Source organism: Actinoalloteichus fjordicus (assembly GCF_001941625.1).
GTDB lineage: Bacteria > Actinomycetota > Actinomycetes > Mycobacteriales > Pseudonocardiaceae > Actinoalloteichus_A > Actinoalloteichus_A fjordicus.
The window spans coordinates 4061019-4074404 of sequence record NZ_CP016076.1; the positions used below are offsets into that span (position 1 = coordinate 4061019).

The 13386-nt window shown below is 72.0% G+C and carries 12 protein-coding genes and 1 pseudogene; 6 read left to right on the forward strand and 7 right to left on the reverse strand.

The genetic code is table 11. The features are described 5' to 3' along the window. Positions 1-38: 38 nt before the first annotated feature. The gene (locus tag UA74_RS17420; RefSeq protein WP_232237853.1) at positions 39-929 is read right to left on the reverse strand and encodes a helix-turn-helix transcriptional regulator; all 891 of its coding nucleotides are present in this window, start codon (positions 927-929) and stop codon (positions 39-41) included. 211 nt (positions 930-1140) lie between these two features. Between UA74_RS17420 and UA74_RS17425 the strand changes: the two genes are divergently transcribed. Next, complete coding sequence (locus UA74_RS17425; RefSeq protein ID WP_075764927.1) at positions 1141-2175, forward strand: zinc-binding dehydrogenase; 1035 nt, start codon at positions 1141-1143, stop codon at positions 2173-2175. Positions 2176-2298: 123 nt separating this feature from the next. On the opposite strand, the pseudogene UA74_RS17430 reads toward UA74_RS17425, so the two are convergent. From UA74_RS17430 to UA74_RS17450, 5 genes and pseudogenes are all read right to left on the reverse strand, one after another. Then, a pseudogene (locus tag UA74_RS17430) lies at positions 2299-3509 on the reverse strand (cytochrome P450). A gap of 122 nt (positions 3510-3631) precedes the next feature. Beyond that, positions 3632-4891 (reverse strand): NAD(P)/FAD-dependent oxidoreductase, encoded by a 1260-nt coding sequence (locus UA74_RS17435; protein ID WP_083683287.1) that lies wholly within the window; start codon positions 4889-4891, stop codon positions 3632-3634. Continuing rightward, positions 4888-5088 carry a ferredoxin gene (locus UA74_RS17440; RefSeq protein ID WP_075741220.1) on the reverse strand — a complete coding sequence of 67 codons (201 nt, stop codon included), beginning with the start codon at positions 5086-5088 and terminating at the stop codon, positions 4888-4890. The genes UA74_RS17435 and UA74_RS17440 overlap by 4 nt, the downstream gene beginning before the upstream one ends. Before the next feature lie 72 nt (positions 5089-5160). After that, on the reverse strand, positions 5161-5814 hold the full coding sequence (locus UA74_RS17445; protein ID WP_075741221.1) for a TetR/AcrR family transcriptional regulator: 654 nt from the start codon (positions 5812-5814) through the stop codon (positions 5161-5163). A 2-nt stretch (positions 5815-5816) separates the two neighbouring features. After that, positions 5817-6011 (reverse strand): hypothetical protein, encoded by a 195-nt coding sequence (locus tag UA74_RS17450; protein ID WP_075741222.1) that lies wholly within the window; start codon positions 6009-6011, stop codon positions 5817-5819. Between the two features lie 523 nt (positions 6012-6534). On the opposite strand from UA74_RS17450, the gene UA74_RS17455 reads away from it, so the two are divergent. Beyond that, positions 6535-8007 carry an MFS transporter gene (locus UA74_RS17455; protein WP_075741223.1) on the forward strand — a complete coding sequence of 491 codons (1473 nt, stop codon included), beginning with the start codon at positions 6535-6537 and terminating at the stop codon, positions 8005-8007. A 332-nt stretch (positions 8008-8339) separates the two neighbouring features. Here UA74_RS17455 and UA74_RS17460 read toward each other — a convergent pair whose 3' ends face one another. Next, positions 8340-9194 (reverse strand): alpha/beta fold hydrolase, encoded by an 855-nt coding sequence (locus UA74_RS17460; RefSeq protein ID WP_075743930.1) that lies wholly within the window; start codon positions 9192-9194, stop codon positions 8340-8342. Positions 9195-9298: 104 nt separating this feature from the next. On the opposite strand from UA74_RS17460, the gene UA74_RS17465 reads away from it, so the two are divergent. The 4 genes from UA74_RS17465 to UA74_RS17480 all read left to right on the forward strand — a co-directional run bounded on the left by UA74_RS17465 (position 9299) and on the right by UA74_RS17480 (position 13384). Continuing rightward, entirely contained in the window at positions 9299-10228 is a 930-nt protein-coding gene (locus UA74_RS17465; protein ID WP_075741224.1) for a LysR family transcriptional regulator, read from the forward strand. A gap of 621 nt (positions 10229-10849) precedes the next feature. Then, entirely contained in the window at positions 10850-11107 is a 258-nt protein-coding gene (locus UA74_RS32055) for a hypothetical protein (RefSeq protein ID WP_075741225.1), read from the forward strand. 46 nt (positions 11108-11153) lie between these two features. After that, positions 11154-12281, forward strand: a complete 1128-nt coding sequence (locus UA74_RS17475) for a serine hydrolase domain-containing protein (protein WP_075741226.1) — start codon at positions 11154-11156, stop codon at positions 12279-12281. A gap of 143 nt (positions 12282-12424) precedes the next feature. Beyond that, positions 12425-13384, forward strand: coding sequence for a helix-turn-helix transcriptional regulator (locus UA74_RS17480; protein WP_075741227.1), 960 nt, complete (start codon positions 12425-12427; stop codon positions 13382-13384). Positions 13385-13386 lie beyond the last annotated feature (2 nt).

The following is a 13386-nucleotide window of genomic DNA, read 5'->3' on the forward strand; positions in this document are numbered from 1 at the left end:
ACGCGCGGCGGCACCGAAGGTGCGGCTGCGGCCGCGTCTCAGCCCGGCTCGGCTGCCGAGGCCTCCGCCTGGCGATCCAGCGTCGCCGCCCAGCTCGCCAGCAGCCGCAGGGCGTCACGGGCGGTGCTGCCCGGCTCGGCGGTGTAGACGAGGAGGTTGAGTCCGGGGTCGGCGGTGAGGGTCAGCACCTCCCACGCGAGACCGAGGTCGCCGACCTGCGGATGCTGCATGTGCTTGACGCCGGAGTGGTGGAATCGCACGTTGTGCGCCGCCCAGCGCGTCCGGAACTCCTCGCTGCGGGTCGACAGCTCGCCGACCAGGTCGGAGAGCCCTCGGTCGTAGGGATCGCGGCCAGCCTCGGCCCGCAGCAGCCCCACGGTGTCGCTGGCGGCTCGCTCCCAGTCACGCCAGAACGCCCTCGCCCGAGGGTTGAGGAACAGGAAGCGGGCGTGGTTGGCAGGCCGGATCGGATCGGTGTACATCTCCGAGTACAGCGCGTGACCGAGCCGGTTGGCGGCGAGGATGTCGAGTCGCCCGTTGAGCACGAAGGCGGGCGCGTCGTCCATCGCGTCGAGGATGCGCTGCACGCTCGGCCGCACGCGATGCTGCTGCCGGCTGCGTCGCGGACGTGCCGTGGTGTTCGCCGAGCGTGCCAGGTCGAACAGGTGGGCACGTTCTGCGTCGTCCAGCTGCAACGCGCGGGCGAGGGCGCCCAGCACGCTCTCGGAGACGCCGCTGAGATTGCCCCGCTCCAGACGGGTGTAGTAGTCGACGCTCACCCCGGCGAGCAGCGCCGCCTCCTCCCGACGCAGGCCGGGAACACGCCGATTGCCGCCGTAGATGCTCAGCCCGGCCTGGTCCGGCGTGATCCTGCCCCGCCTGGAGGTCAGGAACTCGCGGATCTCGTTCCGGTAGTCCACGACCACCAGGGTAAGACCGGCCCGGACGTGCAGGGAGGTACTGCCGTTACCTGACTCGACAGGTCCTCCCGAGGCCGCGTCAGTGCGGGTTTCATCCTCGGTGGTCCAGGGGACCCGGAGAGCGAGCACGACGATCCGACCGTCATCGAAGACGGCCTCGCCGCCCCGGAGACGTCCCTGGGCAGCCCATCGACGAAGACGATTCGAGAGAAGGAAGCTCATGCGAGCCACCTTGATCTACGGTGCCGGTGACGTGCGGGTGGAGGACGTTCCCGACGCCAGGCTGCACGAGCCCACCGACGCCGTGGTGCGGGTCCTGCGGTCGTGTGTCTGCGGCAGCGACCTGTGGCCCTTCGGCTCCCGACCCGCCTCCGCGCACGGCGACCGGATGGGACACGAGTTCCTCGGCGTGGTGGAGGAGGTCGGCTCGGCGGTGTCCGGGCTGACGGCCGGTGACGTGGTGGTCGCCCCGTTCGTCTGGGCGGACAACACCTGTGACTTCTGCGCCGAGGGTCTGCAGACCTCGTGCAGGCACGGCGGGAACTGGGGCGCGCCCGACGTCGACGGCGGCCAGGGCGAGGCCGTGCGGGTTCCCCAGGCGCAGGGCACGCTGGTCCGACTGCCCGTCGCGGAGGACTCCGCGCTGCTGCCGTCGCTGCTCACCCTCTCCGACGTCCTGCCGACCGGCCATCACTGCGCGGTGACGGCCGGGGTCGGACCCCGCACCACCGTCACGGTGATCGGCGACGGCGCCGTCGGGCTCTCGGCCGTGCTGGCCGCCAAGCGGCTCGGCGCCGAACGCATCCTGCTGATGGGCAGGCACGCCGACCGCACCGACCTCGGCCGCGAGTTCGGCGCCACCGACGTCGTCGCCGAGCGCGGCGCGGAGGGCGTCGAGCGGGTCCGCGAGCTGACCGGCGGCGACGGCACGCACGCCGTGCTGGAGTGCGTGGGCACCCTGCCCGCGATCGAGACGGCCTTCGGCGTGGTCCGCGACGGCGGCGCGGTCAGCAGGGTCGGCGTGCCGCAGTACTCCGAGGTCCCCATGGACTTCGGCGTGTTCCTGCGCAACGTCACCCTCACCGGCGGGGTCGCGCCCGCCCGCGCCTACATCGACGAACTGCTGCCCGCCGTGCTCGACGGTGTCATCCAGCCCGGCAAGGTGTTCGACCGGACCGTGAGCCTGGACAAGGTGGCCGACGGCTACCGTGCGATGGCCGACCGCACCGCGCTGAAGGTGCTCGTCCAGCCCTGAGCCGCTCGTTTCGATCCTTAAGCGACTTGCCGGAGCGGACAGGCCGAGGTGGCGAGGGTCCGGTGTCCTCGCCACCTCCGGCGCGGCGGCGGCCGCGCGTCGGCTCGGCTCAGCCGACGCCGATCACCAGGCGACCGGCAGTTCGTAGACGCCGTAGACGAAGCCGTCGTGCTTGAAGGGCACCTCGTCGAAGTCGACGGCGAGCCGCAGACCGGGGATGCGTCGGTAGAGCGTGCTGTAGACGGCCTGGAGTTCCAGCCGCGCCAACGACTGCCCGAGACACTGATGTCCGCCGAAGCCGAAGGCCACGTGGTGCCGGGCCTCCCGCAGCACGTCGAGCCGATCGGGATCGGGGAAGGCCTCGGCGTCCCGGTTGGCGATCTCGTTGGGCAGCACCAGGCCTTCGCCCGCCTGCACGGTCTGCCCGCCGACCTCGATGTCGGCCATGGCCACCCGGCGCCTGCCGCCGTGGGTGATGTTGAGGTAGCGCAGCAGTTCGTCGACCGCGCCCGCGACGACCTTCGGATCGTCGGCGTCGCGCACGAGGGCGAGCTGATCGGGGTTGCGCAGCAGGGCGAGCGTGCTCAGCGCGATCATGTTCGCGGTGGTCTCGTGCCCGGCGATCAGCAGGAGCACCGCCATCGACGTGGCCTCCGGCGTGGTCAGCTCGCCCTTGGTGATCCGCGCGGCCAGCCGGGACAGCAGGTCGTCGCCGGGATCGTCGATCTTGGCGGTCACCAGGGTGTGGAGGTAGCCACCCAGCCGTTCGATGGCGGCGGCCCGCTGCTCCGGCGTCGAGTTCCGGTTGATGAGGGTCCGGCTGTTGCTCTGGAAGAACTCGTGATCGGCGTAGGGGACGTCGAGCAGGTCGCAGATCACCAGCGACGGCACCGGGAGGGCGAAGGCCTCCACGAGGTCCACCGGCGTCGGCCCGGCCAGCATGTCGTCGATGGCATCGTCGATGATCTTCTGCACGGCAGGCCGCATGGCCGCCACCCGTTTCACCGTGAACTCGGCGCTGACCATCCGACGCAGCCGGGCGTGCTCGGGGTCGTCCATCCCGATGAAGCTGAGGCTCCCGGCCTTGCCGGGGGCCTGGCGCGAAAGTCGGGGCGGGTCATGTCTGCGCTGACCCTGGCGTCACCCAACACCGCGCGCTGTTCGGCATAGCGGGTGACCAGCCAGGGCGTGCTGCCGTCCCAGAGCCGGACCCGCGTCAGCGGTGCCTCCTCCTGGAGGGTGCGCAGCTCCGGGGGCGGGTCGAAGGGACAGCCCTGCGCCCTGGGCATGGGGTATTCGGGGGTCTCTGCGGAGGGTTCGGTCGTGCTCGTCATCGTGATCCTTCCGGTGAGGGTGCCCGCCCGCGCAGACGGCGAAGGGCGGTACGGGGAGGGGTGGTACGGCGACGGGCGTTCGGCGACGGAACGGCCGGGCGGCAGGCGGCGGGGCCCGAGGCTCAGCGATCCGCCGTCGCGGTGCGGGCTCGCGCCGCCGTCACGTGCTGTGTCACCTGCTGCGGTGCCGCGTCATTCGCGGGCGAGCGCTCCGGTCTCGGTTCGGCCAGCTGCCGTCGATGGGCGCGGGCCTGCTTGGGCATGTTCCAGCCCAGGACGCCGACGGCCTCGCCGCCTCGGCGATAGAGCGCGACGAAGCGGCGCGCGGCGACCTCGCCTTCCACGATCGTCACCTCGGCGTCGGCTCCGGGCAGGCCGTGGATCTGGAGCCGCGCCCCGAACTGGTCGGTCCAGAAATAGGGCACCGGCACGTACGAGCAGCGCCCGCCGAGCAGGTTGTCGGCGACCACGCCCGCCTGCTCGGCGGCATTGGTGCGGTTCTCCAGTCGCAGCGAGGCGCCGAGCCGCTCGTGGTGCCAGCGGGCGACGTCGCCCACCGCGTAGATCCCCGCCTCGGCGCGGCAGTGGGCGTCGCACACCACTCCGTCGGCCAGGCGCAGCCCGCTGCCGCGCAGCCAGTCCGTCGCGGGCACGGCGCCGAGTGCCACCAGGACCACGTCCGCCGGGAGCACCTCCCCGTCGGCCAGTCGGACTCCGGTCACCCGGCCGTCGGGTGCGGCGGTCAGGCCGGTCACGGCGGTTCCGAGCCGAAGTCGGACGCCGTGTTCGGCGTGCAGCTCCGCCAGCGCATCCGCCACCAGCGGACCGAGCTGGGCGGCCAGCGGGGCCTGCTGCGGCCCGGCCAGGACGACGTCCAGGCCCATGCCGCGCGCGGTGGCGGCGACCTCCGCACCGAGCACCCCGTCCCCGACCACGACCAGTCGAGCCGAGTCCCGCAGGTCGGCCCGCAAGGCGAGCGCGTCGTCCAGGGTGCGCAGCACGTGGACGCCGCGGATGCCTGCCTGGTCGGGCAGCAGGCGTGGGCGGGCGCCGGTCGCCAGCACGACGGCGTCCGCGCTCAGGCTGAGCCCGGCTGCGGTGCGGACGGTCCGCGTCGGCACGTCCAACGCGGCGGCCGCATCGCCGAGGACGAGCCGGGCGTCCAGGGCGTCGAGGGCCTCCGGAGTCCGCAGCCGGGAGCGCGCGGGCTCCCACGTCCCGCCGAGGACCTGTTTGGACAGCGGGGGTCGGTCGTAGGGCGGATGAGCCTCGTCGCCGAGCAGGGTCAGCTCGCCGCCATAACCCTTGCGGCGTAACGCCTCCGCAGTGGCGAGCCCTGCGGCGGACGCCCCGACCACCAGGACCCCTGCGGGTGTGCTCACGCCGTCCCGCTGAGCTGGATCACGGCGGCGGGGCACACGTCGGCGGCCTCGCGGACCCTGTCGTGGAACTCCTCGGCGGGCTCGGCGTCCAGCAGCACCACGACGCCGTCCTCGTCACGCTGGTCGAACACCTCGGGCACGGCCAGGACGCACGAGCCCGCGCCGCAGCATTTGTCCTCGTCCACAGAGATCTTCATCGGTTGCGCTCCTCATCACGGCGGGTGCCGGGCCTCGCCCAGGGTGGTGCCCGCCTGTCGATCCGTCTTCGATCACACGTCGGTCACCGTGACCGGCGCGAGCCACATCCCGGTGATCGCGTCGATCAGGCCGGTAGCGGCGTCCTCCCAGGTGGCCCGGGCCGTGAGCGTTCCCTCGGCCAGGGCGCGCTCCCGCTCGGCGCAGGTGTGGGACATCAGATAGCGGGCCATCGCGCTGCGCTCGACATGCACCGGCAAGGGCAGCATCGGCAGACAGCGGTTGAGTCCGTCGAGCACCTGCTGGATGGGCTGGGTGCTCAGCGCCTCGTCGATGATGATCCGTCGGAGGCCGGGGTCGGTCATGACCTGGGCGCCGAACCGGGCGTACCAGGTGGGTCCGCCCAGCTCCGCCAGGTGTTCGGTGAACGGGCGCACCAGGCAGGCCACCCAGTCGCGCACCTCGTCGCTGTCGCCGATCTCGGCGAGCATCCGAATGCGGATCAGCTCCACCGGCTCGGCGTGTCGGCGCACGATGGCACGGACCAGGTCCGCCTTGGTACCGAAGTGGTAGCCGACAGCGAAGTTGTTGCCCTGCCCGGCGGCCTCGCCGACCTGGCGGTTGGACACCGCGAACACCCCGTGCTCGGCGAACAGCCGCTCCGCCGCGCTCAGGATCAGCTCTCGAGTCTCCTCGACCTGCTCGGCTCTTCTCGTTCTGCCCGGCATCGTCACCACCGCACCGAGCCGCCGCGCCGCCCGGCGGGGATGAGGCCCTGGACACGCCGCCGCCCGGTACCGGGTGCCGCCTCGTCGCCGCCGGGCAGCGTCGCAAGCGCCGACCCCTGCGGACCGCACGGCTCCGCAGGCGCCGTCAGGGCGGTGATCGGGCGGTTCAGCGCCTGCTGCGCGTCACTGCGCGTCATGAGGCCTCCTCCAGTGGATCTCGATCGACTCAAGCTAAGCGGGCTTCGTGATTTGAGTCAAGCGACTGACTTAACACGTTCGGTTGACTCCGGACATGGTCCCCGACGCCGCAGGCGGACCCGAGGCCGGCGTCGCTCCCGCCCGCTCCCCCGCCTGGCAGGGCATGGCCGCCACCCGCCCTGCGACCGGTCCTGCTCGCCACCTCGGAAGACCGCGCGGACCCGCAGTCAGCCGACCGGGCGCGCAGACCGACACGCCCGGCAGGGGGCCGCCCGACGCGCCGAGCCGTTGCACGGGAGCACGCCGAGGACGGCCCGAGGTTCGTACCCCTGAAGACGCTGCGCGAGACGACGGGACGCGCCAGAGTCGAAGACAGCGACCCCGACCACCCGAATACCGCCGAACGGACCCGCCGCCGCCCGACGGGCGGATCACCCGCGCCGACCTACGGCTAATCTAAGTCAACCGACTGATTTAATTCTCTCCTTCTCCCCTCACCCGGTCAGGACGAAAGGCTTCACCATGTCGAGTGCTTCGGCACGAACCACCGACGTCGGGACGGTCGCCCCGCCACGCACGAACGTCGTCGTCTCGGTGCTGGCGATGGCAGGCATCGTCGTGGCGCTGATGCAGACCCTCGTCATCCCGCTGATCCCCGAACTTCCCCGGCTGCTGAACGCGACCACGGCGGACGCGAGCTGGGTGATCACCGCGACGCTGCTGTCCGCCGCCGTCGCCACCCCCACGATCGGCCGACTGGGCGACATGTACGGCAAGAGACGCATGCTGCTGGTGAGCCTGGCGCTCCTGGTGACAGGTTCGGTCATCGGCGCGCTCAGCAACTCGCTTGCGCCCATGATCGTCGGGCGAGTGCTGCAGGGCCTCGCCGCAGGCGTGATCCCGCTGGGGATCAGCATCATGCGGGACGAACTGCCCGCCGAACGGCTGGGCTCGGCGACGGCGATGATGAGCGCGTCACTCGGCGTGGGCGGCGCGCTCGGGCTGCCCACCGCGGCGCTGCTGGCCGAGTACACCGACTGGCACGTGCTGTTCTGGGCGTCCGCCGTCCTCGGGGCGACCGCCGCCGGACTGGTGTTCGCCCTGGTGCCCGAATCCCGCATCCGCACCGGAGGCCGCTTCGACCTCGTCGGCGCGATCGGGCTGTCGACCGCGTTGATCTGTCTGCTGCTGGGCGTCTCCAAGGGCGCCGACTGGGGATGGACCAGCGGGCTCACCACCACGATGTTCGCCGTCACCGCCGTGGTGCTCGCGGCCTGGGGCTGGTGGGAGCTGCGGACCCGGCAGCCGCTGGTGGACCTCCGCACCACCATGCGTCGCCAGGTGCTGCTGACCAACCTCGCCTCGGCGGTGTTCGGCTTCTCGATGTTCGCGATGTCGCTGGTGATGCCGCAGCTGCTGCAGCTGCCCACCGCCACCGGGTACGGGCTGGGCCAGCCGATGATGACCGTCGGGCTGGTCATGGCGCCGTCCGGGCTGGTCATGATGGCGATGGCCCCGGTGTCGGCCCGCATCTCACGACTGAGCGGGCCGAGGACGACGCTGATGGTGGGCGCCGTCGTGGTCGCGGCAGGCTACGGCCTGAGCATGGTGCTGATGTCGGCGATCTGGCAGCTGATGTTGATCTCCAGCATCATCGGGGCAGGCATCGGCATCGCTTACGGGGCGATGCCCGCACTCGTCATGTCGGCCGTGCCCGTGTCGGAGACGGCCGCCGCCAACAGCCTGAACACGCTGATGCGGTCGATCGGCACCTCGCTGTCCAGCGCGGTGGCAGGCGTCGTCCTCGCGCAGTTGACCATCACGCTCGGCTCTACCGCCGTCCCGTCCCAGAACGGCTTCCGCGTGGTCATGGCCATCGGAGCGGGCGCGGCACTGGCCGCCGCCGTCATCGCCGCCTTCCTGCCCAGGCGGCGGCCGAGCGTGCCGTCCTCGGTGGCGACGGAGAAGGCCGCACCCGCCGAGCTCGCGAGCTGACGGCCGCGTAGCGGAGTGGTCCGCCCTGGACGCAGGCAAGACCGATCCACCTGGGCCGATCCGACGCCGGCGGTCGTCCAGGCGGCGTGGTCACCGCCCCGACTCACTCCTGGGGCGCCCTCCGGACGCGGCCGATCCGTCGGGCCGGACCCGGCGGCACACCGGTCGGGGGCGCGGCGAGTAGGTGAGCGGGCCGGGCCGCCGCCGTCCGCCCCGACCACGAACACGGGTGCGGCGCCGAGCCAGGACGCCTGCTGTCGAGGGCCGGGAGCCGCCCGGTGCCGATCATCGACGAGGATCTTCTCCCCGCGCGTCGACCGGCACCGACGCCGTCACCGAGGCAGCGAAGCCAACACGGCCGCCAGTTCGTCGGGCCGGCTGGCGAACGGGCTGTGGTCGCCGGGGAGCGTGTGCACCGTGAACGGCTCGCCGGGCATCGCCTCGTCGGCCTCGGCGATCATCAGGTCCTGTGCGGCGGGCAGGAACGCCTGGTCCTCCGCACAGCGCAGGAAGGTGCGCGGGATGCTCCCCCAGCGCTGCGGGGTCAGGGCGACCGGACTGCTCGGGATCGACAGCGGCAGGTCCGGGGTCAGCGCCGACCGCCACCGGTCCAACCGATCGGCGGGCACGTCCCCGTAATAGGTCCGGTGCAGTTCGTCGACATAGCGCTGCTCCGTCGAGATCGGATTGATCCGGATCGCACCGATCGCCGCCGGATCGCCGATCGTCAGGCCCGCGCCGCGATCGACGGTGTTCTCCGGCGCGCTCGCGTAGTCGAGGAAGCGAGGCCGGCCCGCCGGGACGAAGGAGGACAGGTAGACGATCCGATCGACGAGTTCCGGGGCCCGCTCGGCGGCCAGCGAGGCGGGTCCGCCTCCTGCGCTGTGCGCGACCAGGACCACCGCCCGAGCGTGGCCGCGGACGGCGCGCAGGGCGGCCAGCACGGCGTCGGCGCAGTCGTCCATGGTCAGTCCGGCCAGTTCCGACTTCTCGGTGCTCATCGTGTTCTGATCACCGGTGAGGTATCCGGTGGGAAGGGGCGCGTCGAAGCCGTGGCCGGGCAGGTCCACCGCGATGCTCGCGACGCCGCGTCCGGCAAGGGCACGCTGGGTCGAGACCCATTGCCGGGAGCTGTGCCAGGCGCCGTGGACGAGGACGAACATCGTGTCGATCGGGGATACGGTCATGATCCTCATCTCATCGGCGACGAGCATCGTCATCGACCGATATGTCTGACACACTGCCCCGCGATACCTGTCGGATATCGCCGCTGATCGAGAGGGCCCGCGTCATGGAGGCACGTCACCTGCGCTACGCGGTGGCGCTGGCCGAGCACCAGCACTTCGGCCGAGCCGCGGCGGCGATCGGGATCGCGCAGCCGCCGTTGTCGAAGCAGATCGCCGCCCTGGAACAGGAGGTCGGCGCCCGATTGTTCGACCGGACGTCGCACGGGGTCTTCCCGACGGCGGCAGGCGAGGCGTTCCTCGTGCGCGCGCACCGGGCCCTGGCCGAGATGTCCGCCGCCGCGATCGACTCCGGACGCGCGGCGCGCGGCGAGACCGGCCGACTGCGGATCGGCTTCGTCGCCTCGGCGCTGCTCGAACCGCTGCCCGTCGTGCTCGTCCGGTTCGGCAGGGAACGGCCGGATGTGCGGCTGAGCCTGCACGAGATGGCGACGAGCCGAAGCACCGCCGCGCTGGTCAGCGGCGAGCTGGACGTCGCGATCGGGCTCGGCGCACCGCGCGGAGCAGGCGCCGAGGGCCTCGTCCAGGTCACGCTCGGCCACGACCACCTGGTGGCTGCGGTGGCGCGGTCACACCCCTATGCGGGGCAGCAGACGATCGGACTGGACCAGCTCCGGCAGCAGCACCTCATCATCTCCTCCGGCGAGGACGAGCCCGGCGTGATCGGCATGCTGCGCACCCTCTTCGGCGCGGACTCCAGGGCGTTGGAGGGTGCCACCGTCGCGCGAGACGTCCACACCATCGCGGGGCTGGCCGCCTGCGGCGTCGGAGTCGGCCTCGGTCCGTCCCGGATGCGGCTGATCACCCGGACCGATCTCTGGGTCTGTGCGGTGGCGCCGCGCACGCTGCTGCCCGAACTCACACTGGCATTCCGAGCGGCCGACGACTCTCCCGTGCTGGCGGCGTTCCTCGATGCCATCCGCTCCCACTGCGCGGACATCGACGACGCACTGGGCCGTCGACTCGGTTCGCGCTGAGCGATTCCCCTCCGGTGCGGCGCACTCCGTCGATCGGGTCCGCCCCACCGCACGTCGGCGCCGCGCTGGAATCGCCGCTCCCGCCGCACTGCGGTGCTGGTCCGCGCGCCGAGTCCGGGCCCGCGACGCCGACGGACGGCGGGCACACCAGCGGGTGACCGGGCCCCGAGGCCGTCGTTCGAGCAGCGAGGCCGCCCGGTTTGATGCGCACCGGTCGCGGCCGCGCGGTGCTCGCAGGCAGGCCCTGGAATCTCGGCTCCATCGAGCCGGGCCGTCGCCACTGGAGGGTCCTCCACCGCGCTGGCTCACTTGCGCCGGTTGCCCAGTTGGGACAGACGATTCCCTACGCAGGTCCCGGCCCGGCCAGCAGAATCACCGGGGTCCGGGACTGCGTCCATCGAGACGCGGGGGGAGAGTCCCGGACCGCGTCCGAACACCCACGGGGGAACCAGACATGCCCGCCAGAGCCGAGCCGGACCGACTCGCCGCTGCCACGGTGCTGGTCGGCACGGCGAGCAGGTACGCCGCGCCTGCCGCCGTCGCGGCGGAGCGGACTGCCGAGGCGACGCGGGCCGTCGTCGCTCAGCACCGCAGCGACCACGCCGCGCCGGGGCGACAGCCGTGGTCTCAGCCCACGACCCGAGGTGGAGCGTCACCAGCGGGACGAGACGGCTCGGTCCCGCGCGCCGCCCTTCGCGTAGGCCGACGCCGGGGACCCGCCGTCCGACCACCGGCCCCGGCTCCGGGTCCAACCCGGCGGCGACCGCAGGCGACCGCGCCGCGTTCGTCGCGGTCGACGTCGTCGATCCGTTCTCACTCTCCGGCGGTGTGACGCCGCTCGACGCGGCCGGGACGACCGCGCTGTCCGACGCGCATTGATCCACTCCGTACCGATCGGAGTTCCCTACTGAAAGGATTCCGTTTGATGTCCCTGTCCTCGCTGTCATTCCGCTCTCGACGCTGGGCGATCGCCGCCGTCGTGGCGGTGTCGGCCACGACGACCACCGCCGTGCTCCCCGCCTCGGCGCAGGCCGACTCGGGTCGGGAGGCCGCGCAGGCCGCCGTCGACTCCTTCGTGTCCCAGGAGCGGGCGATGGGCGCCGCCGCGTTTCGGGTCGGCGGTGCCGACGACTGGAGCGTGCACGCCGGAACCGTGTCCAGTCAGGAGGATCGCCCGATCACCGACCAGGACCACTACCGGGTCGGCAGCGTCACCAAGACCTTCGTCGCCACGGTCGTCCTCCAGCTCGTCGCCGAGGGCGCGATCTCGCTGGACACCGGTTTCGGCACCTATGTCCCCGGACTCACGACGGGCACCGCCCACGATGACACCGCGATCACCGTCCGCCACCTGCTCCAGAGCACCAGCGGCATCGCCGACTACCTTCCCGGCCTGGCCGCGCTGCCGACCAACTGGTGGCAGAGCTACGACGTGACCGATCACGTCAGGACCGGGCTGGCCCAGGCCCCGCTATCCGCGCCGGGCGAGGAGCACCACTACTCCAACACCAACTACGTCATCCTCGGCCTGCTGATCGAGGCGGTCACGGGCAACACCGCGGCTCAGGAGATCGCCGACCGCATCCTCGTCCCGCACGGGCTGGCGAACACCGGCCTGCAGTCCGCAGGCGAGCAGCTCATGCCCGAGCCGTACGTGACCGGCTTCGTCGCGGTGCCGCTGGTTCCGGTGCGGATCGACGCCAGGTCACAGGACCCGACGATGGCCTGGACATCGGCGGCGATGTACTCGACCGCCGCCGACACGGCACGATTCCTCGATCTGCTGCTCGACGGCGAACTGGTGCCGCCTGCACTGCTGACCGAGATGATGACGCCGTTCCCCGGCGGGTCCTACGGCCTCGGCCTCTACGAGACCGAGTTGACCTGCGGGATGACCGTCTACGGGCACGACGGCCTGATGCCCGGATACACCACTCTCGCCCTCGCCGTCCCCGGTGGTGAGCAGGCAGTCGTCCTGGCCGCCGTCACCCCGCTCTCCGCAGCGGGCCTGCAGCTGCGTGTCGAGGCCGCCTCCGCCGTTCTCTGCCCCTGACCGACGAGAGGTCGCAGGCGGCCGCCGTGCCGCGTGAGGTCGGCGGCCGCCGCGACTCGTCCGAGGGGAGCACCGACTCTGTTGACCATCGCCGCACGTGCCTCCTATCGTCGTGCCGGGGGACGGGCACGCTTCGGGGGTGGATGGTTCTGGACGCGCTCGACCCCGACACGACGCACGGGCTGGTGTATCGCACGCTGATCAGCAGGCCGCGCGCCGGGATCACCGAACTCGCCGCCGAGACCGGCATCACGCCCGCGGTCCTGCACGGCGTGCTGCGTCAGCTCGCCGCCGAGCACGTGGTGATTCCGCTGGACGACGACCGGTGGGAGGCGCACTCCCCCGCCCAGATCACCGAGTCCGCCCTGGACCGGGACGCCGCCCGGCGTGCGGAGCTGCGCAGATCCGGCGTCGAGCTGGAACGGGTCTTCCGGTTCGCCCGTCGGGAGAGCGGCCATTACGGACCGCTGGAGGTGATCGACGATCCCGTCCGCATCCTCGCCACCCTGCAGCGGATGCAGGCAGGCGCTCGGCGCGAGATGCGACTGATCGACCGACCGCCGTACTTCGCGCAGCCGCCGTACTACGCCGCACAGGAGAAGACTCAGCACGAGCTGATGGCGGCCGGGCTGAGCTACCGCACGATCTATTACGAGTCGGCCTTCGCCGACACGCAGATCCCCGACGTGGCGGCGATGGTCGCGGCGGGCGAGCAGGCCCGCACCCTGCAGGACCCCCCGATGAAACTGGCCATCGCCGATGACGACCTCGCCATGGTGACGGTGCAGTCGGAGAGCGGCCCCGGGGTGGTGTCGTTGTTCATCCGCCCATCCGGCCTGCTCACCGCCCTGTCCGACACCTTCGAGACGCTGTGGCGGCTCGCGATGCCCATCTCGGCCGTCGGCGTGGACACCCTCGACGACGAACGGGACCGCCGCATCCTCACGCTGATGGCCAGCGGCGCCACCGACGACGCCATCGCCCGCAGGCTGACGCTGTCTCGCCGCACCGTCGTCCGTCGGGTCGCGGCGCTGCTCGAACGCCTCGGCGCCACCACCCGGTTCCAGGCGGGCGTCCAGGCGGCCCGGCGCGGGTGGCTCTGATG

What these genes read in the sequence shown, in the direction of transcription:
- UA74_RS17450 (WP_075741222.1), bottom strand. Translation starts at nt 6,011, where the DNA reads ATGACGCGCAGTGACGCGCAGCAGGCGCTGAACCGCCCGATCACCGCC.
- UA74_RS17475 (WP_075741226.1), top strand. Translation starts at nt 11,154, where the DNA reads ATGTCCCTGTCCTCGCTGTCATTCCGCTCTCGACGCTGGGCGATCGCC.
- UA74_RS17460 (WP_075743930.1), bottom strand. Translation starts at nt 9,194, where the DNA reads ATGACCGTATCCCCGATCGACACGATGTTCGTCCTCGTCCACGGCGCC.
- UA74_RS17480 (WP_075741227.1), top strand. Translation starts at nt 12,425, where the DNA reads ATGGTTCTGGACGCGCTCGACCCCGACACGACGCACGGGCTGGTGTAT.
- UA74_RS17445 (WP_075741221.1), bottom strand. Translation starts at nt 5,814, where the DNA reads ATGCCGGGCAGAACGAGAAGAGCCGAGCAGGTCGAGGAGACTCGAGAG.
- UA74_RS17440 (WP_075741220.1), bottom strand. Translation starts at nt 5,088, where the DNA reads ATGAAGATCTCTGTGGACGAGGACAAATGCTGCGGCGCGGGCTCGTGC.
- UA74_RS17465 (WP_075741224.1), top strand. Translation starts at nt 9,299, where the DNA reads ATGGAGGCACGTCACCTGCGCTACGCGGTGGCGCTGGCCGAGCACCAG.
- UA74_RS17425 (WP_075764927.1), top strand. Translation starts at nt 1,141, where the DNA reads ATGCGAGCCACCTTGATCTACGGTGCCGGTGACGTGCGGGTGGAGGAC.
- UA74_RS17455 (WP_075741223.1), top strand. Translation starts at nt 6,535, where the DNA reads ATGTCGAGTGCTTCGGCACGAACCACCGACGTCGGGACGGTCGCCCCG.